The organism is bacterium (assembly GCA_035559435.1).
Lineage (GTDB): Bacteria > Zixibacteria > MSB-5A5 > WJJR01 > WJJR01 > JACQFV01.
Map to the genome: position 1 here is coordinate 43603 of DATMBC010000070.1, position 21693 is coordinate 65295.

Annotated in this window: 20 protein-coding genes, 2 tRNA genes and 1 pseudogene; 12 read left to right on the forward strand and 11 right to left on the reverse strand. The window is 62.2% G+C overall.

The genetic code is table 11. The features are described 5' to 3' along the window. Positions 1-121: 121 nt before the first annotated feature. Genes VNN55_08475 through VNN55_08485 form a run of 3 tightly spaced genes read left to right on the forward strand, consistent with a single transcriptional unit; the run spans position 122 to position 2507 of the window. Positions 122-1195: a L,D-transpeptidase gene (locus VNN55_08475; protein HWO57588.1), complete on the forward strand. Its 1074-nt coding sequence runs from the start codon at positions 122-124 to the stop codon at positions 1193-1195. Beyond that, a complete protein-coding gene (locus VNN55_08480) occupies positions 1183-1872 on the forward strand; it encodes a L,D-transpeptidase (protein HWO57589.1) in 690 nt (229 codons plus the stop codon). Before VNN55_08475 ends, VNN55_08480 begins: the two co-directional genes overlap by 13 nt. Beyond that, complete coding sequence (locus tag VNN55_08485) at positions 1872-2507, forward strand: hypothetical protein (protein HWO57590.1); 636 nt, start codon at positions 1872-1874, stop codon at positions 2505-2507. The genes VNN55_08480 and VNN55_08485 overlap by 1 nt, the downstream gene beginning before the upstream one ends. Here the strand turns inward: VNN55_08485 and VNN55_08490 are convergent. The 5 genes from VNN55_08490 to VNN55_08510 form a co-directional block, all read right to left on the reverse strand. Beyond that, a complete protein-coding gene (locus tag VNN55_08490; protein HWO57591.1) occupies positions 2462-2662 on the reverse strand; it encodes a hypothetical protein in 201 nt (66 codons plus the stop codon). The two genes, VNN55_08485 and VNN55_08490, sit on opposite strands and share 46 nt — an antisense overlap. Before the next feature lie 145 nt (positions 2663-2807). After that, positions 2808-3449 carry a lipoyl(octanoyl) transferase LipB gene (lipB, locus tag VNN55_08495; GenBank protein ID HWO57592.1) on the reverse strand — a complete coding sequence of 214 codons (642 nt, stop codon included), beginning with the start codon at positions 3447-3449 and terminating at the stop codon, positions 2808-2810. A gap of 122 nt (positions 3450-3571) precedes the next feature. After that, a complete protein-coding gene (locus VNN55_08500; protein HWO57593.1) occupies positions 3572-4876 on the reverse strand; it encodes a dihydrolipoamide acetyltransferase family protein in 1305 nt (434 codons plus the stop codon). Positions 4877-4897: 21 nt separating this feature from the next. Further along, complete coding sequence (locus VNN55_08505; GenBank protein ID HWO57594.1) at positions 4898-5881, reverse strand: alpha-ketoacid dehydrogenase subunit beta; 984 nt, start codon at positions 5879-5881, stop codon at positions 4898-4900. 6 nt (positions 5882-5887) lie between these two features. Then, positions 5888-6919 (reverse strand): thiamine pyrophosphate-dependent dehydrogenase E1 component subunit alpha, encoded by a 1032-nt coding sequence (locus VNN55_08510; GenBank protein HWO57595.1) that lies wholly within the window; start codon positions 6917-6919, stop codon positions 5888-5890. A gap of 213 nt (positions 6920-7132) precedes the next feature. On the opposite strand from VNN55_08510, the gene VNN55_08515 reads away from it, so the two are divergent. After that, the gene (locus VNN55_08515; protein HWO57596.1) at positions 7133-7657 is read left to right on the forward strand and encodes a hypothetical protein; all 525 of its coding nucleotides are present in this window, start codon (positions 7133-7135) and stop codon (positions 7655-7657) included. 88 nt (positions 7658-7745) lie between these two features. Further along, positions 7746-7819: transfer RNA gene (locus VNN55_08520), tRNA-Gln, on the forward strand. A 228-nt stretch (positions 7820-8047) separates the two neighbouring features. Here VNN55_08520 and VNN55_08525 read toward each other — a convergent pair. From VNN55_08525 to VNN55_08540, 4 genes are all read right to left on the reverse strand, one after another. Next, the gene (locus VNN55_08525) at positions 8048-9277 is read right to left on the reverse strand and encodes a multiheme c-type cytochrome (GenBank protein ID HWO57597.1); all 1230 of its coding nucleotides are present in this window, start codon (positions 9275-9277) and stop codon (positions 8048-8050) included. A gap of 159 nt (positions 9278-9436) precedes the next feature. Beyond that, positions 9437-12541 (reverse strand): efflux RND transporter permease subunit, encoded by a 3105-nt coding sequence (locus VNN55_08530; GenBank protein HWO57598.1) that lies wholly within the window; start codon positions 12539-12541, stop codon positions 9437-9439. 6 nt (positions 12542-12547) lie between these two features. Further along, positions 12548-13612, reverse strand: a complete 1065-nt coding sequence (locus tag VNN55_08535) for an efflux RND transporter periplasmic adaptor subunit (protein HWO57599.1) — start codon at positions 13610-13612, stop codon at positions 12548-12550. 313 nt (positions 13613-13925) lie between these two features. Further along, entirely contained in the window at positions 13926-14354 is a 429-nt protein-coding gene (locus VNN55_08540) for a hypothetical protein (GenBank protein ID HWO57600.1), read from the reverse strand. A 325-nt stretch (positions 14355-14679) separates the two neighbouring features. Here VNN55_08540 and VNN55_08545 point away from each other — a divergent pair, with 325 nt between their 5' ends. From VNN55_08545 to VNN55_08560, 4 genes and pseudogenes are all read left to right on the forward strand, one after another. After that, positions 14680-14928, forward strand: a complete 249-nt coding sequence (locus VNN55_08545) for a transposase (protein ID HWO57601.1) — start codon at positions 14680-14682, stop codon at positions 14926-14928. Between the two features lie 1676 nt (positions 14929-16604). Further along, entirely contained in the window at positions 16605-16727 is a 123-nt protein-coding gene (locus tag VNN55_08550; protein ID HWO57602.1) for a redoxin domain-containing protein, read from the forward strand. A 12-nt stretch (positions 16728-16739) separates the two neighbouring features. Continuing rightward, positions 16740-17150: pseudogene (locus VNN55_08555) on the forward strand (AhpC/TSA family protein). Positions 17151-17555: 405 nt separating this feature from the next. Continuing rightward, positions 17556-18140 (forward strand): carbonic anhydrase, encoded by a 585-nt coding sequence (locus tag VNN55_08560; GenBank protein ID HWO57603.1) that lies wholly within the window; start codon positions 17556-17558, stop codon positions 18138-18140. A 384-nt stretch (positions 18141-18524) separates the two neighbouring features. On the opposite strand, the gene VNN55_08565 is transcribed toward VNN55_08560, so the two are convergent. Beyond that, positions 18525-18773, reverse strand: coding sequence for a GIY-YIG nuclease family protein (locus VNN55_08565; GenBank protein ID HWO57604.1), 249 nt, complete (start codon positions 18771-18773; stop codon positions 18525-18527). Positions 18774-18792: 19 nt separating this feature from the next. Beyond that, positions 18793-18869 (reverse strand) — tRNA-Met (locus VNN55_08570). A gap of 218 nt (positions 18870-19087) precedes the next feature. On the opposite strand from VNN55_08570, the gene VNN55_08575 reads away from it, so the two are divergent. The 3 genes from VNN55_08575 to murQ are packed head-to-tail and all read left to right on the forward strand — an operon-like array spanning position 19088 to position 21565. Continuing rightward, on the forward strand, positions 19088-19639 hold the full coding sequence (locus VNN55_08575; protein ID HWO57605.1) for an HDIG domain-containing protein: 552 nt from the start codon (positions 19088-19090) through the stop codon (positions 19637-19639). A gap of 4 nt (positions 19640-19643) precedes the next feature. Then, the gene (locus tag VNN55_08580) at positions 19644-20636 is read left to right on the forward strand and encodes a DUF72 domain-containing protein (GenBank protein ID HWO57606.1); all 993 of its coding nucleotides are present in this window, start codon (positions 19644-19646) and stop codon (positions 20634-20636) included. Further along, a complete protein-coding gene (gene murQ, locus VNN55_08585; protein HWO57607.1) occupies positions 20633-21565 on the forward strand; it encodes an N-acetylmuramic acid 6-phosphate etherase in 933 nt (310 codons plus the stop codon). Before VNN55_08580 ends, murQ begins: the two co-directional genes overlap by 4 nt. The last annotated feature ends 128 nt before the right edge of the window (positions 21566-21693 follow it).

A 21693-nucleotide genomic window follows, 5' to 3' on the forward strand; every position in this document is an offset into this window, starting at 1 on the left:
CGTCAGTACATGCTGATGGGACGGCCGTCCACTGTTGAACTCGGCCGGTCCGGCGCTGTTGAATGATGGACGTATGGTGCGGTACGATTCCGTTGGCAAACACATGAAGGCGAGGAGGGGGATGGTGCGGCGCGGGGGGCTTTCCGCCATCCTGGCAATCATTCTGGTCATCGGGACGGCCGGTTGCGACAATCCGCCGACCCAGCTGTCGCAGGTGGCCTGGCAGGCCCTGCAGGACAGCGAGCGTCAAGGCGCCGCCCAAAGCGCCCCGGAGGTCTGGGCGCAGGCGCAGGCGCAGTACGATTCCGCTTGGTTGATCATCGAAACACAAAACCGCCTCTGGTTTTTCGAACGCGATTTTGAGCCGGCCGAATCGTTGCTGATCCGGTCCGGACGGAGCGCGCGTGAAGCGATCAAGGCGGGCATCGTCAATCGCGAACAGCAGCGCGTGGAAATCGAGCGGGCCATCGACTCGCTGGGCAAGACAATCTCCGCCCACAAGGCGGGGATCAATGGCCACATCGCGCGCATCCCGCTGCGCAAGGCCATGACCGAGGCCGAGCTGCAACTGGCGACCCTGCGCGAGACCTACGAAAGCGGCGAGATCGACCGGGCGATCGAGTTCATCCCCGTCGCCCAGGCCTCGTTGCGCGATTTCGAGGAGCGTCTCGACCACGACTGGGTGGACCCGGCCGAATTGCCCAATTGGAACAAGATGGTGCGGGAAACGGTACGATGGTCAAAGGAGAATGGAGCCACGGCGCTGGTGGTGGTTAAGATGGACCGGCGCGCCTACCTGCTGAAGGGCGGCCGGATCGTCGATGAGTTCCCTGTCGAGTTCGGCTACCGCGCCTGGGCCCAGAAGATGCGTTCGGGCGACGGCGCCACACCGGAAGGCGTTTACCATGTCACCAAGTGGCGCGACCGCGACACCAAGTATTACAAGGCGCTCAACATCAACTACCCGAACGAGCAGGACAAGAAACGCTTTGCCCTCAACAAGAAAGCGGGCAAGATTCCCCGCAACGCCCATATCGGGGGACTGATCGAAATCCACGGCGAGGGCGGCAAGGGCGAGGATTGGACCGAAGGTTGCGTGGCGCTGTCGAACAAGGACATGGACCGTCTGATGACGAAGATGTCCGTGGGTGACCGCGTGACGATTGTGCGCGAGGTGACAGGATGGCCCGATTGAACTGGAAGAAACTGCTTCTGTGGCTGGTGCCGCCGCTGGTGCTGGCGTCCGGGATCGCCTACTCGGCCATCACCTCGCCGCCGGCCTACTCCTGGAAGGAACCGCCGATTCCGGACAACTCCCTGGCGATCCAGGCGCAGCGGAAATTGAATCCGCCGCCCGAGGATGAGCCGGTGGACAAGTCGGGCAAGCTGACCAAGAAGGGCAAAAAGCGCAAACAGCACGCCGCCGATTTCAAGGGCGGGTACATTGTCATCGACACGCACACCAACCGGATCTACTGGCGGACGCAGGACTCGATCCTCTACGAGGCGCTCTGCTCGACCGGGACCGGTTCGGAGCTGGTCGACACCGTGGGTGGACGGGTCTGGCGCTTCCACACGCCGCGCGGGATTTTTGCGGTCGAGTCACGGGCGACCGAACCCTGGTGGCGCAAGCCCGATTGGGCCTTCATCGAAGAGGGCGAGCCGATTCCGGATGATCCCAGCGAGCGGCTCGATCCGGAAGTGATGGGTGATTACGCCATCGGTTTCGGCGACGGGTTTTTCATCCATGGCACGCTGTATGAACGGTTGATCGGCGTGGCCGCGACACATGGCTGTGTGCGGCTGGCCGCCACCGACTTGGATTACTTCTACCGCAAGGTAAAGATGGGCACACCGGTGGTGATACTTTGATGCGGCGGCGTTCATACCGCGGATGGAGCGCACGGCTGGCGCTGGGGTTCGCTCTGGCGATCCTGGCAACGGCGGGCGCACGCGCGCAGAACCCCACCGACTCGGTGATGATGGCCACGCTGCAGCGGTTCAAGGCCGACACCATCTACCATGTGCGCATCGACACGCGCGATTCGACCATCCATATCCACCTCGGGCAATACCCGATGCTGAAATGCCGGTTCACCGTCCTCGACGAGGGCGATGTCCGCGACTACCGCGAGGCCTGGCGGGCGAAACGCGATCGCGGATGGCAAAGCGTGATTGCGCGCAAGGTCTGGTCGGGAAGGCCGGCCGTCTCCGACACGGTGGTCGAGGTGGTGGCGCGGGTCTCGAAAGTCAATCCCGACCTGATCAGCCGCGTCATGCCGCGCCGGTTTGTCGTGGACTTGACCGACGAATTCGTCATCCGGATAATGACGGTCGAAGGCGCCGGCGAAGAGCGCAGTTTCGGCGAGAAGTGGAAATCCTTCCAGCAGAATTGGATCCCCTTCAAACGGCAGCCCCACTTGGATCTGGTGGTCACCGAAAAGGACGCGCAGACACTCTATTACGCGCTGGAACCGGGCACGCCGGTGGTCTTAATCGACGAGTAGTCGATCGCTTGCGCGCAACAGAGTTTCGCATCGGCCAGGGCGACGCCCTGGCCGATTTGCTTTTCTGTCGACTCGTGGCATCCGGATGGCGCCAGTTGGTCGGTCGCCTGACAGACGATGGAGGCGTGGGGCAGGTGGAAACCTTGGCCCCTCACCCTGACCCTCTCCTCTTTCAGGGGAGAGGGGACAAAGACAATTGCATCGGAGCATGCTCGAATATCCGAGGCACGACGGTGCATTCATGCGAGAAAACCCCCTCTCCCCCGCAGGGGGAGAGGGCCCGGGGAGAGGGACTTCGACTCAGTGGGTGATCTCTTCAGCAAATCGCGACTGAACTTCCGGCAACGGGACGCTTCGCCCGGTCAGTTGCTCCATCGAAGTCATGACTTCCGGAGACAGACCGCAGGGATGGATGGCGCCAAAGTAACGCAGGTCGGTGGTGACATTGAGCGCGATGCCGTGGTAGGAGATCCATTGGCGCACCGCCACGCCGATCGAGGCGATCTTGCGTCCGCGGACCCAGACGCCGGTGTGGGTGGGGTGATGTTCGCCGGCCAGTCCCCATGGGGCGATTGTGCGGATGATCACGTCCTCCAGCCAGCGGAGGAATTTGTGCATGTCGCCGGTGCGGGCGCGGATATCGAGGATCGGGTAGGCCACCAATTGGCCAGGACCATGATAGGTCACGCCGCCGCCGCGCTCGACCGGCACCAATTCGACCGGGGATTTGGCATCCACGGGCGTGACGGGCAGCAGTTCGGCCAGATTGGAGCCGCGTCCATAGGTGTAGACATGCGGATGCTCGACAAGGAAGACCGTGTCGCCGATGGCACCGGCGATCCGCTGGGATAGCGCCTGCAATTGCCGACGGTGCGCCTCGCGGTAGGCGAGGTGCCCCCAGTCGACAATGGTCAGGTCGATCTTGGCGTTGGTACTGGTCATGAGCGCCGGTCGCAATCTGTCGGCAGCGGCGTCTGGCCGGGAGGCCCATCCTCCCAGGCAACTTGATCCGACCGGGCCCGGATTGATGGCCCCGGTTTTGTTCCGCGCACCCGGACCGGGTGTCAGATCGTCATCATCAATTCGTACGGGTTCTCCAGCCGGCGGCAGACATTGCGCAAGAACTTGACCGCGGTGTGGCCGTCGATGAGACGATGGTCGAACGACAGGGTCAGATACATCATGTCGCGGATGACGATCTGATCCTCGCGCACAACCGGGCGTTTCTGGATCAGATGCATGCCGAGAATAGCCAACTCCGGCTGATTGATGACCGGCGTGGAGGCCAACGCGCCATACATGCCGGCATTGGTGAGCGTGAAAGTCGACCCCACCACCTCATCGGGCTTCAATTGGTTCCGGCGGGCGCGGTCGGCCAGATCGGCTGCCTCGCGCGCCAGGTGGAGAATCGATTTCTGGTCGGCGAACTTGATCACCGGCACAATCAAGCCCTCGTCGCGGGCGACGGCGATCCCCATGTGGTAGAACTTCTTGAAGACAATCGTGTCGCCTTCGATGGACGCGTTGACCGAGGGGAACTCCCGCAACGCCGCCACCACCGCCTTAATGAAAAACGGAAGGTAGGTGACATTGACGCCGGCCATCTGCGCCCATTCCGCTTTGTGCGCGTTGCGCACGCGGACCAATTCGGTCAGATCGACCTCGTCCATGCTCATCACATGCGGCGAAATCTGCTTGGACTTCACCATGTGGTCGGCAATGAGCTTGCGCACACCCGCCAGGGGAATCCGCTCGGTGGGTTCGGCGCCGCGCACGACCGGAATGGTCAAGGGTGAAGGAGTCGCGGCGGGGGCAACGGCGGGCATGGCGGCGGCCACCGCCGGACGCGGCGGTTGTGACTGGCGGGTGCGGACATAGTTGAGAACATCTTCCTTAGTGACCCGTCCGCCGCCGCCGGTGCCGGGGATCTCGTCGAGTGTAAGATTGTGCTCACGCAGCAGACGACGCACCACCGGCGAGGAGCGCTTGGTCTCGTCACCGGCCTCGGCCGGGCGGGTGATGGTCACCGTGGGCGGCGCCATGGGGGAAGCTTGCGGTGTGGAGACGGCCGTCGCCTGAACCGCCGCGGGCGCGGCCGACTTGGCCGCCACGTCACCGGACAACGACTCTCCCGCGCCCAGGATGATGCCGATCTCGGTGCCGATTCCGACCACCGTTCCTTCGGGCACGAGGATCTTGCCCAGTGTGCCGGAACTGATGGCGGGAATCTCGACATTGACCTTGTCGGTCATAATCTCGACCACAGTCTCGTCCTTTTGGACCGGGTCGCCCTCGGCCTTGAGCCAGCGGCCCACGGTTCCTTCGACGACGCTTTCACCCATCTGCGGCACAACAATCGAAACTGGCATGGGAGTCTCCTCTAATGAATGCTAATACGCGGCCAGGGCGCGGGCCTTGGCTGCAATCTTGTCGGCATCGGGCATGTACTCTTTTTCCATCACCGGCGCAAACGGCATCGGCGGCACATCGGGGCCGGTCAACCGCCACACCGGAGCGTCGAGGTCATCGAACGCCTCTTCCATGATCGTGGCCACAATTTCGCCGCCCACGCCGCCGGTCCTGGGGGATTCATGCACCACGAGCGCCTTCCCTGTCTTGCGCACCGACTCGAGGACCCTGTCGCGGTCCCAAGGCAGGAGGGTGCGCAGATCGACAACTTCGATGTCGATGCCCTCCTTCGCCAGGGTCTCCGCCGCCTCGAGCGCGCGGTGCACCATGAGTTGATAGGCGATGATGGTCAGCCGCGACCCGGGGCGCTTGATGTCGGCGCGTCCAAGCGGCACGGTGTAGTCGCCATCGGGGATCTGGCCCTTGATCCAGCGGTAGAGCCGTTTGTGCTCGAGGAAGATGACCGGATCATCGCCGCGAATGGCGGACTTGAGCATCCCCTTGGCGTCATAGGGCGTTGATGGCGCCAGCACCACCAGCCCGGGGGTGCCGAAAAACCAGTTCTCATTGGTCTGCGAATGATAGAGACCACCGCCGATTTCACCGCCGCAGCAGACGCGCAAGACCATCGGGCAGGTCCAGGCGCCGCCGGAGCGGTAGCGCAAACGCGCCATCTGTTGGACGATTGGATCAAAGCCGCAGGAGGCGAAGTCGGAGAATTGCAGTTCGGGAATGGGCCGCATGCCCACCGCCGCCGCGCCCACCGCTGCCCCGACAATCAGTTCCTCGGCGATCGGCGTGTCGATGACCCGCAGCGGTCCGAACTCGTCCAGAAGACCCTTGGTGGCCTTGAAGACGCCGCCGTAGAGGGCAACATCCTCGCCCAGCACAAAGACGCGTTCGTCGCGGCGCATTTCCTCGGCCAGCGCCTCGGTGATCGATTCGATGAAGGTGACTACGCGCATGGCCGTCTATCCGGGGAAGTTGGTCCGGGGTGAAAAGGAGTAGACATCATCGTAGGCCTCCTCGGCGCGCGGATGCGGCGCGGCCTCGGCCTCGGCGATGGCGGCCTCGAGTTCGGCTTCGATCTCCTGCTGGATGCGCAGCCGCTCTTTGGATCCCATGATGCCATTCGCCTCCAGGTAGCGCTCGTAGAGGGCGACCGGATCGCGGCGTTTCCACTCTTCGACTTCCTTCGCGTCGCGGTAGTTGGCCGGATCGATCTCCGAGTGGCCATACCAGCGATAAGTCTGGCATTCGATCAGGGTCGGTCCGCCGCCGGAACGCGCCTTGTCGATGGCCGCCTTGACGGTGGTGTAGACCAACAGCAGATCGTTGCCGTCGATGGTCACGCCGGGGAAGCCATAGGCCTTGGCGCGATCGGAGTAGCGCTCCAAGCGGCTTTGCAGGCTAGCCGGGACCGACTCGGCCCAGAGGTTGTTCATGCAGACAAAGACGATCGGCAAGTCATGGACGCCGGCGAAGTTCAACGCTTCGTGGAAGGCGCCGCGCGATGTGCCCCCTTCGCCGATATAGGCCATCACCACCCGCGGCTCACGACGGATCTTAAACGCCAGCGCCATGCCGGCGCCGACGGGGAGCTGCCCGGCCATCGTCGAGGCGGGCGTATAGAGCCCATGCTCGGTGGAACCATAGTGACAGGGATGCGACTTGCCCTTGTCGGAGGAATTGGCGCGCGCAAAGATCTGCTTGAGGAAATGCACCAGGGGGATGCCCTTGGTGACATAGGCGCCCAACTCGCGATGCGAGGGAGCAATGATGTCCTCGGGGCGCAATCCATAGGCCGAGCCGACCCCCGCGGCTTCCTGGCCCACGGCGGAGAAGTAGGTGCCGGGGAACCGTCCCTGTTTGAACAGCCGCCGGCAGCGCTCGTCAAAAATCCGCGTCTTGATCAGGAAGTAGTAGAGCCGTTTCTGGTCCTCGACCGGGATTGCGGCGGGGGCGGCGGACAGTTTTTCTCTGGTAATCGCGTTGGTGTTCATGACAAAAAAGAGGGGGACGCGGCCACGGAATTCGCTCCAAGTCTCAGATTTTAGGGGACTTACGCGATAAAGTCAAGGGCATCCGCCCAGTGCCAAGCCGGACCGGCCCCATGTCCCAAAAACAGAAATTGCGCGAAATGAGCCCGATTTGCGATTTCGTGCTTGCGGAGAATGCCGCCGATTAATTGGTATGCGCCGAGGACGGAGGTCAGGATGGCACACGACATTGAACGACTCAAACGTGAGATCGAAGAACTGGAAAAGCAGATCGCCTCGCATCCCTTCGAGGGGCTTTTCGATCGCAAGCGCGCCGATCAGTTGCAGGACAAACTGAAGAAGAAACGCAAGGAATTGGCCCATCTGCAAAGCGGCGAAGTGGACCTCGAGGAACACGAGCACGGTGAGGATCACCCCGATGTGCACGAGTTCATCGGCAGCATCGAGGAGACCCCGGATCTGGGGCCGGATTTCCCGCTGGGGATCGATGCCGATGAGCCGCAGCCACGTCCCAAGGCTCCGACGCCGCCGGTCGGGGCGGTTCCTCTGGCTGAAAAGACAGTCGCCAGGGTTTCGCCGGCGGCCAAGCCGGTTGCCAAGAAGACGGCCAAAGCAGTGAAGAAGACCGCGACCAAAGCCAAACCAAAGGCCAAACCGCAACCCAAGCCCAAACCCAAGCCGAAGCCAGCCGCCAAGAAGAAGGCTGCTGCCAAACCGGCAAAGAAGAAGAGCAAACGCTGAGAGCCGTCCGGGCGGGGTTGACTCCCGCCGCTGGAATTCCTATTTTCATGCACAGGGGCCGTCAGTATGGCGGCCCCTTTCTGCCCACTGGGGGATCGTCCAACGGCAGGACATGCGGCTCTGGACCGTAGAATCGGGGTTCGAATCCCTGTCCCCCAGCCAACCCGTGGAATCGCACAACCAATGACAGCGCCTTGACTCGCTTGACTTCTGGCGATGCTTTTGGCGTGTGAAGCCTTCATCCACCAGCCGACTGCGCTGAGTCGGATTGTGTCGAGTGGCCGTCTCTGCCTGGCCGGGGCCGCAGCCCCGAAGTCGTATCATGCGACCACACACAAACGGGGCGGCCCACTTCGGCCGCCCCGTATCCGTTCCGGTGGCTTTGTGGCCTCAGTGCGCCGCGCGCATCTCGGCCGCCTTCTCACGGATTTCGCTCAAATCGCGCACCATCGCGCTCCAGCCGTACCAGAGCGCGTAGTCGGGGTTGGCATGAAAGGTCCCCTGGAACGTGCGCATGCGGTGTTCGAGGTACATGTCAAAGAGAATCTGCTCGACCACCGTCGGCGCATCGTGGAAAGTGAGCAAATCGGGGAAGGCATGCTGGTAGGTCGGCGGCTTTGGGAGCGTGCCTTCCTGGTAGAGCGACGCCACAATGCGAATCGCCTCCGCCATCAGACTGTCGGCGGCGCGAATCATCGCGTCGCCCTTCTCCAACTCGGCCCGAGCGAAATTCTCCGAGTGGCACTCGCCGCAAGTGGCCAGCATCTTGTCGCGCTCGCGCTGCCAATCTTCCTGCGTCAGCCGTGCCAGGTCGACGGCCTTGACGGCGTCGAGCCGGGCGGTCGGCTGTCCCTGCGGATCAAGCACACCCAGCGCCTGCAGAATGGTGACGCGGTTGGCAGCCCACGCCGAATCTTCGGGCAATGGCAGGCGCACGGCCAGAAACCCCCAGGCGGTCCGCACCTCGTGATTCCCCTCCTGCATGTGGCAGGTCTGGCACGTGGGCGCGGCGGCGCTGTCCGGCAGGGTGCCGTTCTGCTTGAGCAGATAGCGGACGCCGTGCTTCGAGGTGGAATACATCTCCCACTGCGGGTGGTCGAAGCCCATGTGGCACGTCTGGCAGGCCTGCGGCTGCTGCGCTTCCTTGACCGAGAAAACATGCCGGGTGTGACAGGCGTCGCAGGAGGCCATGCCGAAGCCGGAGCCATCACCTTTGGCGATCTCGATATCGGCCTCGTTCTTCAGGCCGATCTTATGGCAACCACCGCATCCCTTCATGCCCTCCATCAGCGCCATCGGTTGCCAGTGCGCGGTCGGCATCGCCTTCATGGAGGTCCAGGCATGCGCGTGCTTCCCCTTTGAGAACTGATCCACCTGCGTCTCGTGGCAAGGGCGGCATGTCTCCGGGTTGGGCAGCTTCACGTTGCCGACATCGGTCATTGTCACATGCCCCTCGCCGTGGCAGACGGCGCAATCGACGTCGTTTTGGCTGTGACGGCTCAGTTCCCAATCGCTGACAACCTGCGGCGTGATGCGACGGTGGCATTCCACGCAGGTTTCCGCGTGGGCGGTCAGCGCGGCAAGCGCAGCGAACGTGATGGAAGCAAAGAGTGATCTCATACGCCCCTCCGTGTTAAGCGGCTGCGAATAACAAAGTGGCCGGGCCGTCGGACGTCAACCAGTATGGGATGATTTTCGGAATGTATTGACAGATACAAACAGAGCGGACTGAAAGAGTAATAGAATCCGGTGATTGCGAGTTTCGCTGGGGCGCTTGCCTCAGGCCTCCACCGGCCGGCGGGGGAACTCGGTCGGCGCCGGCTGAGGTTCCGAGTGGACCTCGCGCTTCGAGGCGGCGATGTAAGTGTAGAGCGCCGGAATCACATAGAGCGTCAACCCCAGCGAGAAGATCAGCCCGCCGATGATGACGATGCCCATCGGGGAACGGCTCTTTGAGGCCGCGCCGATCGCCAGCGCGATGGGGATAGCGCCGAAGACGGTGGCCAGACTGGTCATCAGGATCGGACGGAACCGCTGGCTGGCGGCGTCGATCACCGCTTCCTTGATCGCGAGTCCCTGCTCGCGCCGCTGGTTGGCGAACTCGACAATCAGGATGCCGTTTTTCGTGACGATGCCCACCAGCGCGATGATGCCGATCTGGCTGAAGATGTTGAGCGTCTGCCCGAAGAGCCACAGCGAGAGCATCGCTCCACACAAGGCCAGCGGCACGGTGAACATGATCGTGAGCGGATCGCGGAAGCTCTCGAACTGCGCCGCCAGGATCAGGTAGACCAACACCAGCGCCAGCGCGAAGGCAAAAAGCAGGGTGTTGGAACTTTCGGCGTATTCCTTCGATGTGCCGGCCAGGCTGGTCGAAAAGCTTTCGTCCAAGACCTCGTCGGCAATGCGATCCATTTCGTCGATGGCGTCACCGAGCGTGAATCCCTCGGCCGGGGCCGCCGACACGGTCGCCGAGACATAGCGGTTATAGCGGTACAACTGAGGGGGCGTACTGCGGTAGGACATCGTGACGACGTTGTCGAGTTGGATCAATTCGCCGGCGTTGTTGCGCACATAAATGGAGCTGAGATCGAGCGGCTCATCGCGGTTGACGCGGTTGGCCTGGGCAATGACCTGGTACTGCTTGCCGTTCATGATGAAAAAGCCGTAGCGCTGGCCGCTGAAATAGAGTTGCAGGGTTTCGGCGACGTCGCGCACCGTGATGCCCATGGCGCGGGCCCGATCGCGGTCGATCTCGATGGTCAGCTCGGGCTTGTTGAATTTGAGATCGAGGTCGACGGTCTGGAACGCGTCGCTTTGCTCGGCGCGGTCCATGAACGTCGGCAGCGCCGCCTTGAGCCGTTCGAAGTCCGGGGCCTGGATGACAAACTGCACCGGCAGCCCGCGTCCACGTCCGCCGCCGATCGTCTGCTCCTGCGTGACGAACGTGCGCGCGAAGCTGTACTCGCGCAGCCGGGCCGATAGCGCGCCGGCGATCTGCTGCTGCGAACGTTCGCGTTCATCGGGGGGAACCAGATCGATGCGCACGAATCCGGAGTTCACCGAGGCGGTCGCTCCGAATCCGGGCGCGGTGACGCACACGATCACCCGGCGTTCGGGCATGGTGTCGACCATTTCGATCAGCCGCCCCATGTACTCGGCCATGGCCTCGTAGGCGGTGCCCTCCGGCGCGGTGGCGTTGATGACGAGCCGGCTTTTGTCTTCCAACGGGGCGAGCTCCGAGGGAAGGACCAGACTGACGCCGATAATGAGCGCCATCGAGACGACCATGATCACCGGCGCGAGCCAGCGCCGTTCGACGAAGGCGCGCAACGTGCGCCGGTAGCCCTCGCTGATGCGGACGAACAGGCGCTCGCTCCACTCGAAGACCCTGTTCTCATGGGTCGACTTGCGCAGGAGGCGCGCGCTCATCATTGCCGTCAGCGTGAGCGAGACAAACGCCGAAATGAGCACGGCGCCGGCCACCACCACGCCGAACTCGCGGAACAGTCGGCCGGTCAGCCCCTGCAGAAAAATGATCGGCAGGAAGACCGCGGCCAGCGTCACCGTCGTCGAAATGATGGCGAAGTAGATTTCCTTGGATCCTTCGAATCCCGCCTGCATCGGCGGCACACCCCGCTCAATTTTGCTGTAGATGTTTTCCAGCACCACGATGGCGTCGTCGACCACGATCCCGGTGGACAGCACGATCCCCAGAAGCGTCAGGATGTTGAGTGAGAAGCCGGCGACGTACATGATGAAGAAGGTGCCAATCAGCGAGATCGGGATCGCCAGCATCGGGATCACGGTGGTGCGCCAGTGGCGCAGGAAGGCGAAGATGACCAGCACCACCAGCAGGAACGCCAGCAGGATGGTCTCCAGCACCTCGGTGATCGCCTTGCGGATGTTGACCGTGGTGTCCAGCGCGATCTGGTAGCGCAGGTCCTCGGGCATGTCCTTTTTGATCTGCTCGACGCGACGGTAGAACTCATCGGCGATGGCGACATGGTTCGAGCCGGGCTGGGGGGTGATGGCCACCGCCACCATCGGGACGCCGCCGTTGCCGCGCAGGAGCGTGCGCTCGTTCTCCGGCGCCAGCACCGCCTCGCCGACATCGCGCAAGCGCACCACCGAGCCGGCGGTCTCCTTGATGATCAGATCGTTGAACTCTTCCGGCGTGCTCAGCCGCCCGAAGGTGCGGATGGAAAGCTCGGTGCCGTATCCTTCGATCCGCCCCGACGGCAGCTCGACATTTTCGCGATTGAGCGCGGTGCGGACATCCAGGGGGGTCAGGTTGTGCGCCGCCAGACGCGCCGGGTCGATGAGCAGCTTCATCGCGTACTTCTTCTCGCCCCAGATGCGGATTTCGCTCACACCCGGAATGGTCTGCAGCCGCTCCTTGAAGATGTCGTTGGCGAAGGCGGACAGCTCCAGTAGCGAGCGCCGGTCGCTCTGGATGGTCATCGAGACGATGTTGGAGGCGTCGGCGTCGGCCTTCGCGATGACCGGCGCATCGACATCCGGCGGCAGATTGCGGATGGCGCGCGAGACGCGGTCACGGACATCGTTGGCCGCCGCTTCCATGTCGACACCCAGCTCGAATTCGACGGTGATGTTGCTGCGGCCGTCGCTGGACGTCGAGGTGAGCGAACGGATCCCGGCGATGCCGTTGATCGATTCCTCCAACGGCTCGGTGATCTGCGACTCGATGACGTCGGCGTTCGCCCCGGTGTAATTGGTCGTGACCGTGACCACCGGCGGATCGACGCTGGGGTACTCGCGCACGCCGAGGAAGAAGTAGCCGATCCCGCCGAAGAGCACGATCACGATCGACATGACGATCGCCAACACCGGACGGCGGATGCTGATGGCAGACAGGTTCATCGGCGGCTAGCTGGCCTGGCGTTGGCGGATGGCGACTTTGCGTCCTTCGGACAGTTGCAGAAGACCGGTGACGATCAAGGTGTCGTTGGGGGAGAGCCCCTGGGTGATCTGGATGCTGCGATCGGTGCGGATGCCGGTCTGGACCGGGACCGACCGCGCGGCGCCGTTCTCGCAGACATACACCTTGGCCCCGGCCAGCTCGGGAATGACCGCGCCGGTCGGGATGACGATGGCGTCGGGAATCTGCTCCAAGGTGATATCGATGCGGGCAAACGAGCCGGGGATCAGTTGGCCGTCAGGATTGGGGATACGGGCGCGGGCCTTGATCGTGCGCGTGCCCGGATCGATCTTCGATTCGACCGCGTAGATCACGCCGCGATGTTCGGTGTCCGACTCCCCCACGCGCACGCTGATTTCGAGGCCGTCGCGCAGTTTGTGCACGTACTTTTCCGGCACGGAGAATTCGACCTTCATCGGGTCGATGTCCTGCATCGTCGCCGCCAGCATGTTGGGCGAGACATAGCCGCCCTCGCTGACATGGCGCAGACCGATGACGCCGTCGAAGGGCGCGCGGATCTCGGTCTTGGCGATCTGCGACTCGATCACCGCCTTGTCGGCCTGGACGATGCGCAGTGCGTTGAGACTCTTGTCGTAGTCTTCCTGGCTGATCGCCTTGGATTCGAAGAGGGCGCGTTTACGGGCCTCGTCGCTGGCGGCCAGTTTTTCCTCGGATTCCTTGCGCTGCAACTGGGCCTTGTAGTCGCTGTCGTTGATTTTCAGCAGCAGGGCGCCTTTGGCGACACGGCCCCCTTCCTGGAAATGTACGCCGATGATGCGTCCGGCGATTTCGGGTCGGAGTTCGACTTCCTCATTGGCCAAAAGCGTGCCGGTGGTGTTGATGGTGTGGGCCAACGGCTCGGGCTGGAGCACCATAACTTCAACGGGGACCGCCGTTCCGGCGCCGCCCCCCGCGCCGGTCTGCTTCGAAGCGCCTTCGCCGCAACCGCCGCCAGCAAAGGCCAGCAGCGAGGCAAGAATGAGACCTGAGTAAGATGCAACGCGAAGCTTCATAAGACTATCCCGGTTTAACCTGAGCCCCTCCCGCCAAGTTCCTGCCAAATATGGGATTATTGGCGGCGGGATGCCATTGGGATTGGGGGGAGAATCTGGCTGAAGCGCCAGAGCTCGGCCGGTGGGGAGTCGAGAATCGGAACGGGGGTTGTGAGGGAGCGCGTCATCGCGGTCAGAGACCGTGAATGAGCCCGAGCGACGGGGAGGGGCGGCCACCCACAAAGGGTGTCTGCGATATGTTTCACTCAGTGTACATGGCGAGGGTGACGGATGAGTCACCACAAACTACCACGGCCACCTCACGAGATGGTTACTAATGCGCCCTGTTCAGTGGCGGCATTTCAAGGTGGGCATCAAAGTACAAATCAAGCAGGCGCTTCTCCGCCTCTCTTGGATCGTCACTCCTTATGAAGTTCACGGTGATCGGACCAAATGTCTTCATGATGTGCTCATACCTCTCCCAGTTTCCAGCGCCACTCTCCACTTCAGCAAATCGCGCGTGGCGTTGTTGTAGACTCTGGGTCGTGTTGCCAATGTAGACGACGTCGCTGCTATCCCTTAGGCGAGGAATAGGATTCCTTGTTACCCAGACGTAGACGACGCTGATCGCATCTTTTGCCTCAGTACATGAAAAAAGGTCATGAAACCCTCTCGCAAAATCGCTCGGGGTACTTGCGTCGAGCTGCCCGGGGAGTTTGAAAGATGTGGCGCCGAAACTGCTGAATAGCTCTGCTGCGTTCATGATCGCCTCCTAACAAATTGCTCTCACTATCATTGAAGAGCATTAGTTGCATGCCATCGGCCGCTGCGGCTCGAAAGTGAGCGTTCACAACCGGACTTTAGTCAATATGGGTTCCTTCGCCTCGATGTCAACCTCAGTGAAGAGAGCGGCAAAACGGAATCGGTCTGCCACGTGAGATGTTCAGCATCCGCCCGGGTGCCCCACAGCTTTGTCCGCCTCTGGCGGACTTGCTGTGGGTGACTCACACTGACTACTTTAAATCGTGACCCGTTTGCGCCACTATGACGACTTGGGCACAGCCCGCTTCGTCACCTTCAGTTGTTTCATGAGGCGTCCCTATCTTCTCAAAGAGCGAGCAATGCCCATCCTCGCCGCGGAGATCGACCGTGCGCGGATGACACTCCGTTTCCGGCTCCTGGCTTTTGTCTTTATGCCGGAGCACGTGCATCTCGTTCTCTGGCCTCCGGAAGGCATGAAACTGGGACTGGTAATCGGCGGGATCAAGGCGCGATCGGCGCGGCGGTTCTTTGCGGGAACCGGGATTGGACCACGCGGAGGGACTCGTGTGTTCTGACAGAGGCGATGCCACGACCACAACTGCCGTATTCCCGAGACGACGCGTGAAAAGATCAACTACTGTCACAACAACCCGGTCCGTCGTGAGCTGGTCGCTGATCCGGGACAGTGGAGATGGTCCAGTTATAATGCGTATCGGGGGGCGACAGACGTCCCGTTGACAGTGGCCCCGATGCCGCTTTGATTGCGCGGATGAGAGTTACCCACAGCAAGTCCGCCAGAGGCGGACAAAGCTGTGGGGCACCCGGCGTCCAGACCACCATGCGCTCCTCGTGGGTCGAGCACGCATTGGCCAGACGGTTGGCCTCATCTTGGGTCAGCGGCTCGCGTTTGTACTGGTACGTCATGTCGTAAATTGTATCAATTACGACAGAATGACGCAAGCCACAAATAGAGGTGCATTGAACGACAACTACTTGCGGAACCGCCGAGGAGATGATGTCGCAGTTTGAAGAGCAAGGCGACAAACTTCAGGGGATGACGATTCGCATGGCGAGCCAAATCATGACGCCCAATGTCAGATAGAAGGGCCAGATGGAGAAGGAAAGGAGCGATTCACCAAAAGTCTTCGCGAGTGACCCCTTCGGTGTCACGGCGTAGAGATCCGACTCGGCCACTTGCCCTTCGTGCAGTTTTTCGATGAACGCGTTGTATGACGCCCGGAAACACCGTTCGAGCGCAAGGTAGTACGTGTCCAGCGCCAGGAAGAGGAATGTCGGAACCCCGGCAATGAGTGCGTAGTTCGGATTACCTTTGTCTGCGACGATGACAAGGATTCCCGCAACAACCGTAATGCACTATGCTTTGCAGGATGCACTGTTGGATGCCATTCGCTGGATGACAGACTGGGTAATCCCTAAGTGGGCCTGCACGGCCGGGGACTCCTCACCGTAAACTCGTTTGTTGTCCATGAGAGCACCCCTACGATTTGTTGCCCGGGTGCCCCACAGCTTTGTCCGCCTCTGGCGGACTTGCTGTGGGTGACTCACACTGACTACATTAAATTGTGACCCGTTTGCGCCATTATGACGACTTGGGCACAGCCCGCTTCGTCACCTTCAGTTGTTTCATGAGGCGTCCCTATCTTCTCAAAGATCGAGCAATGCCCATCCTCGCCGACGAGATCGACCGTGCAGGGATGATTTTCAGGTACCGGCTCCTGGCTTATGTCTTTATGCCTGAGCACGTGCATCTCGTTCTCTGGCCTCTGGAAGGCATGCAGCTGGGACTGGTAATCGGCGGGATCAAGGCGCGATCGGCGCGGCGGTTCTTTGCGGGAACCGGGATTGGACCGCGCGGAGGGACTCGTGTGTTCTGGCAGAGGCGATGCCACGACCACAACTGCCGTACTCCCGAGACGACGCGTGAAAAGATCAACTACTGTCACAACAACCCGGTCCGTCGTGAGCTGGTCGCTGATCCGGGACAGTGGAGATGGTCGAGTTATAATGCGTATCGGGGGGCGACAGACGTCCCGTTGACAGTGGACCCAATTCCACTCTGATTGCGCGAATGAGACTTACCCACAGCAAGTCCGCCAGAGGCGGACAAAGCTGTGGGGCACCCGGCGGGTCCGCAGTGACGGGGGACGCGGCGCAGCCGCAATCCCACTTGACAAACCGGAGTCCGTTACTCTGCTTTATCCCACCGCGGCAATGGATGACGGAGCGCGATATGAGCGGAGTGGGACAACCGGCGCCGAAACTGGAATTGGCCACGGATGATGGCCAGCATGTCTCGCTTTCGGACATGCGTGGCAGGCCCGTCCTGGTCTCGTTCCTGAGCCATGCGGCGTGACCATTCTGCCGGACTCACCTGGTCCAGGTGATTGAACGCAAAGCGGAAATCGACAGTCTCGGGGCGGCGGTGGTGCTGGTGGCCTACGACCGGCCCAGTCTGCTTCAGGCCAAGATGTTGCACCACCTGACCCTCCCCTATCCCCTGCTTTTGGACGCGGAGAAGAAGGCGTATGCGGCCTGGGGGCTGGGGCGGACCGGTCTGGGGGGAGCGATGTTGTCGCCTTCGCTGAATTGGCGCTACCTCAAGCTGCTTTTGCGCGGCGAGCGATTCCTCGGTTTGGCGCCGGATATGTTTCAACTCGGCGGCGACTTTGTTGTCGACCGGCAAGGGTACCTCCGGTTCGCTCACCGAATGCGCAACAACGGCGACCGTGCCGATGTGGCGATACTCATGGATCAACTGCGCGATGCAGGCAAGTGAAACACAACGCATCGCGCACCATGATCGGATGGCCGATGGACAATGGGGCCAGAACGCTGCGAAGTTGCGGGCCATCGGGATTGGCCGCATTGGCGATAGCGCCGCGTTCCCCTCGCGCCGCTGGCGCTGCCCCAATCCCACTTGACAAACCGGACCGTTTTGCTATCTTTTGCCCAGTGCGCGCAAGCGCACGGTCGTCGCATGTCACCCGCCGTCTACCATCGTCGAGTCTCCGTCTTCGGATCCGCCGGTTGTTGTTGTTGTCCGGTGCGCGGTTGTTCCGTGCGGAGGAGTGATGGTGTGTCCCGGCTGACCTGACGCACCCCGGCAACGTCAATTCCCGACGGGCCCTTCCGCATGGAAGGGCCCGTTTTACGTTTCACCCATACTCCCCACGGAGGAGTCATGAGCACCATCGTACAGGAAGTGGTGGCGGCCAACCGGGCCTACCAAGAGACATTCGGCAGCAAGCGCGATCTGCCCATGCCGCCGGCGCGGCGGTTTGCGGTTCTGACCTGCATGGACGCGCGTCTCGATCCGGCCAAGTTCGCCGGGCTGGCGGAGGGGGATGCCCATGTCATCCGCAACGCCGGCGGACGTGCCAGCGACGACGCCATCCGTTCGCTGGTCATCTCCTACAAACTGCTGGGCACACGGGAGTGGTTTGTGATCCATCACTCCGACTGCGGGATGGAGACCTTCACCGACGATGTCATCGCCGACCTGCTGGCCCGGAGCCTGGAGACGGCGACGATCAATGGCGGCGGCTGGGTCGACACCGGCAAGGGGCCGGGAGCGCCTGATGGACGATTCATCAAGTGGCTGACGATCCGCAACCAGCGCGAGAGTGTGGTGGAGGATGTCGCGCGTATTCGGCGCCACCCGTTGGTGCCGCCGACGATCGCGATCCACGGCTACATCTACGATGTCCGCAGCGGCGCGCTCGTCGAGGTCGAGGAAGCCACGCCGATCGGCCGGCCAACCAGGTAGCGGCTCGACGGAAGCGCTGCAGCGCGCAAGCGTGCGCGTAGCGGTCGGGTGTGGTATGGCGCAACGATTAGCCGGGGTATCGCGGATGCTCGCGACACTCGGTCAGCAGCAATCGTTGACGAAGATGCAAATCGGAGCAGAGTTTGTGACGCTTCCTTCGGCTCCGTTCGGGACAAACGGCGTCACCGCGGTCAGCGACCTTCAGCGATCTCGAGCGACGCGCGCGGCGGCCACGCACTCTCCAGTGGGTGCTCCAACTGGTCCGTATAGCCAACGTAGCGACGCCCCGAGGCGTCACGGATGACGTAAACCGTGAACATGCAGGTCGATGTCCTGGAATTGGTAGCGGGGGCAGGATTTGAATCTGCGATCCGCCGCGGCGGATTATGAGCCCAACAAACCCAGGGTGCGATCAAGAAACTGCCGACCGACTCCTGTTTTCAGCCATTGTTCGCGGGTCATCGCCTGTTCTCGAGTTGGGTATTCCTCCGTGTAAACGACGCGCCAGTTGAACCCACGCTTCGTCCAGAAGCTCTCGCCGGAGTTGTGCTGCTCGAGTCGGTGCGCCAAGTCTTCCGTCTGGCCAACGTAGCGACGCCCCGAGGCGTCACGGATGACGTAAACCGTGAACATGCAGGCGATGTCCTGGAATTGGTAGCGGGGGCAGGATTTGAACCTGCGACCTTCGGGTTATGAGCCCGACGAGCTACCAGACTGCTCCACCCCGCGGCCAACGATCAAGAAACCACGCCAGTGCGCCGAAGTCAAGCGCCACTCGGTGCCGAATTTTACTGGAATCAGAATGAGGCGGGCGAGCCCGACGAGCGACTCCACCGTGGCGGACTCCACCCCGCGGCCAAGACGAAGGAACGACATGCCCGAGGCAAAGTTAAACAGGCATCCCAAAGCGCTGGAAGATTGATCGCGATTGAATTTGTTTACTTGGCATGACACGTGACGAGGCCTGGGCCCTGTTGGGCGAGCACACGCAGAACCCCTCCCTCATCAAGCACATGCTGGCGGTCGAGGCGGCGATGCGCGCCTACGCCCGCAAGTTCGGCGAAGACGAGGAGACCTGGGGAATCATCGGATTGTTGCACGATTTCGATTACGAGAAATACCCAACCCGCGACGATCACCCCTTCCGCGGCGCCGAGATTCTGCGGGCGCGGGGTGTGGCCGAGGATTGGATCACCACCATCCTCTCCCACGCCGATTACACCGGCGTGCCGCGCACCAGCCGGCGCGACAAGACGCTTTTTGCCGTCGATGAACTCTGTGGCTTCCTCACCGCCTGCGCCTATGTGCGTCCCGATCGTAAGATTGCCACGGTCGAGGTTGAGTCGGTGCGCAAGAAGCTGAAGCAGAAATCGTTTGCCGCGCAGGTCTCGCGCGAGGACATCATCCGCGGCGCCGAGGAGCTGGGTGTGCCGCTGGATGAGCACATCGCCTTCGTGCGCGACGCGATGGCGCAGATTGCCGGTGCGCTCGGGCTCTGATGCCATGGCCGGGACGATCTCATTCGACTTTCGCCATGTCCCCAAAGGGGTGCACTTTGCCACCGCCAGCGACCGCTATGCCTCCTGGGTGGGGCAGATCTACTCGGCCGATCAGGGGTACAAGATCACCAAGTCGCGCAAACAGATCAAAGGCGAGGCATTCGTCGAAGAGAAGCTGCCAGTCCGGTCGGTGAGCGAGTATTTCGCGCATTACGGCGCGCTGGAAATTGACTTTACCTTCTACGACTTCCTGCTGGACCGTGAGGGGAACCCCAGCCGCAATTGGGCGCCGCTGGCGGAGTATGCGAAATACATCCCTGACGACGGCATGGTTGTCTTGAAAGTCCCCGAGGGAATTTGCGCCACCACGCGATGGAACTTCGCCGGCGGCAAACGCACCGCCATGGCCAACGACACCTATCTCGATCCCGACGCGTTTACGAAACGGTTCTATCGCCCAGCCACAGAAATCCTCGGCAACCGGATCGCCGCGTTCTCATTTGAGAAGGCCTACCAGCGCAAGGATTCCTGCCCGCCGCCGGAGAAGAACATCGAGTCCCTGCGGGAGTTTTTCGAGGCCATCCCGCGCGATCCCCGTTACCACATCGAGGAGCGCACCGACCGCCTGAAGACGGAAGACTACTTCGTCTTCCTGCACGAATACGGCATCGGCAATGTCTTTTCGCACTGGACCTGGCTGCCCGATTTGAAGCGCCAGTGGGAGCAGGCCGGCGGGTTCACCGGCTCGTCGGTGATCATCCGACTGCTTACGCCCCTGAGGGTGGCCTATGAGGAATCGTACGCGCGTTATCACCCCTTCGCGGAATTGCGCGACGAGATTCCCTCGATGTATCGCGATGCCGCCTTCCTGATCCGTGAGGGGCTTTCCATCGGGTTGCCGGTGATCCATGTCGCCAACAACCGCGCCGGCGGCAACGCCAACCTGATCAACCGGCGTGTGCTCGATGAACTCGAACTGTTGCTTGAGGACCGATGAGGAAAACCAGGGACCGTCGCCTGTTCGATCAACTGGGCGGACTGACCACCGAAGCGCAGGATCGGCGATACCGCCGTCTGGACCGCGAGCCCTTGCGCCGGGTGCTGCGGCGAATCAACGATGCCGATGTCACGGTGCCGGCCGCGGTGCGTCGTTGTCTGCCGCATATCGAACGTGCCACACGCCTGGTGATCGCCACCTGGTCCGGGGGCGGACGGCTCTTCTACGCCGGCGCCGGGACATCGGGGCGTTTGGGTGTGCTTGATGCCTCTGAATTGCCGCCGACCTTCGGGCTGGACCATCGTCTGGCGGTCGGATTGATCGCCGGCGGCTATCCGACCTTGATCCGCTCGAAAGAGGGAGTCGAGGATCGCGCCGAAGACGGCGCCGCGGCTATTCGCAAGGCGCGTGTCGGCAAGAAAGACTGCCTGATCGCGATCGCCGCCTCGCGGCGCACCCCTTACACGCTGGGCGCATTGGCCGAAGCGCGCCGCCGCGGCGCCAGAACAATCTTCCTGGTCGCCAATCCGCGTCCGATCGAAACGCGCATCGAAGGCGCCGATGTGATCATCCCGGTGGTGGTCGGTCCCGAAGTGGTCGCGGGCTCGACCCGGATGAAAGCCGGCACCGCGCAGAAACTCGTGCTCAACATGATCACCACCGCCGCCATGGTGCAAATGGGCAAGACCTACCAGAACTGGATGGTCGATCTGCGCGCCACTTCGGCGAAACTGCTCGAGCGCTCCAAACGGATTCTGACCATCGTCGCGGGGCTCTCCTACGACGACGCCGAGGAGATGTTGCGCGCCGCCGATGGATCGGTCAAGCGCGCGATCGTGATGGCCAAGCTGGGGATCACCACCCGTGAGGCCGACCGTCGGTTAAAAACGGCGCGCGGGCATGTCCACCGAGCGCTGGGGGAAAAGTAGGCGGGCCGGATCGGTCGCGGACGGGCCACGCGCATCCGCTTGACTTCGGCGCCCCCGGAAAAGTTACTTCGCCATAGGAAATGCCGGTCTCGCCCGAGGGGGGCAGGAACCCAGATCCGGGAGGCGCC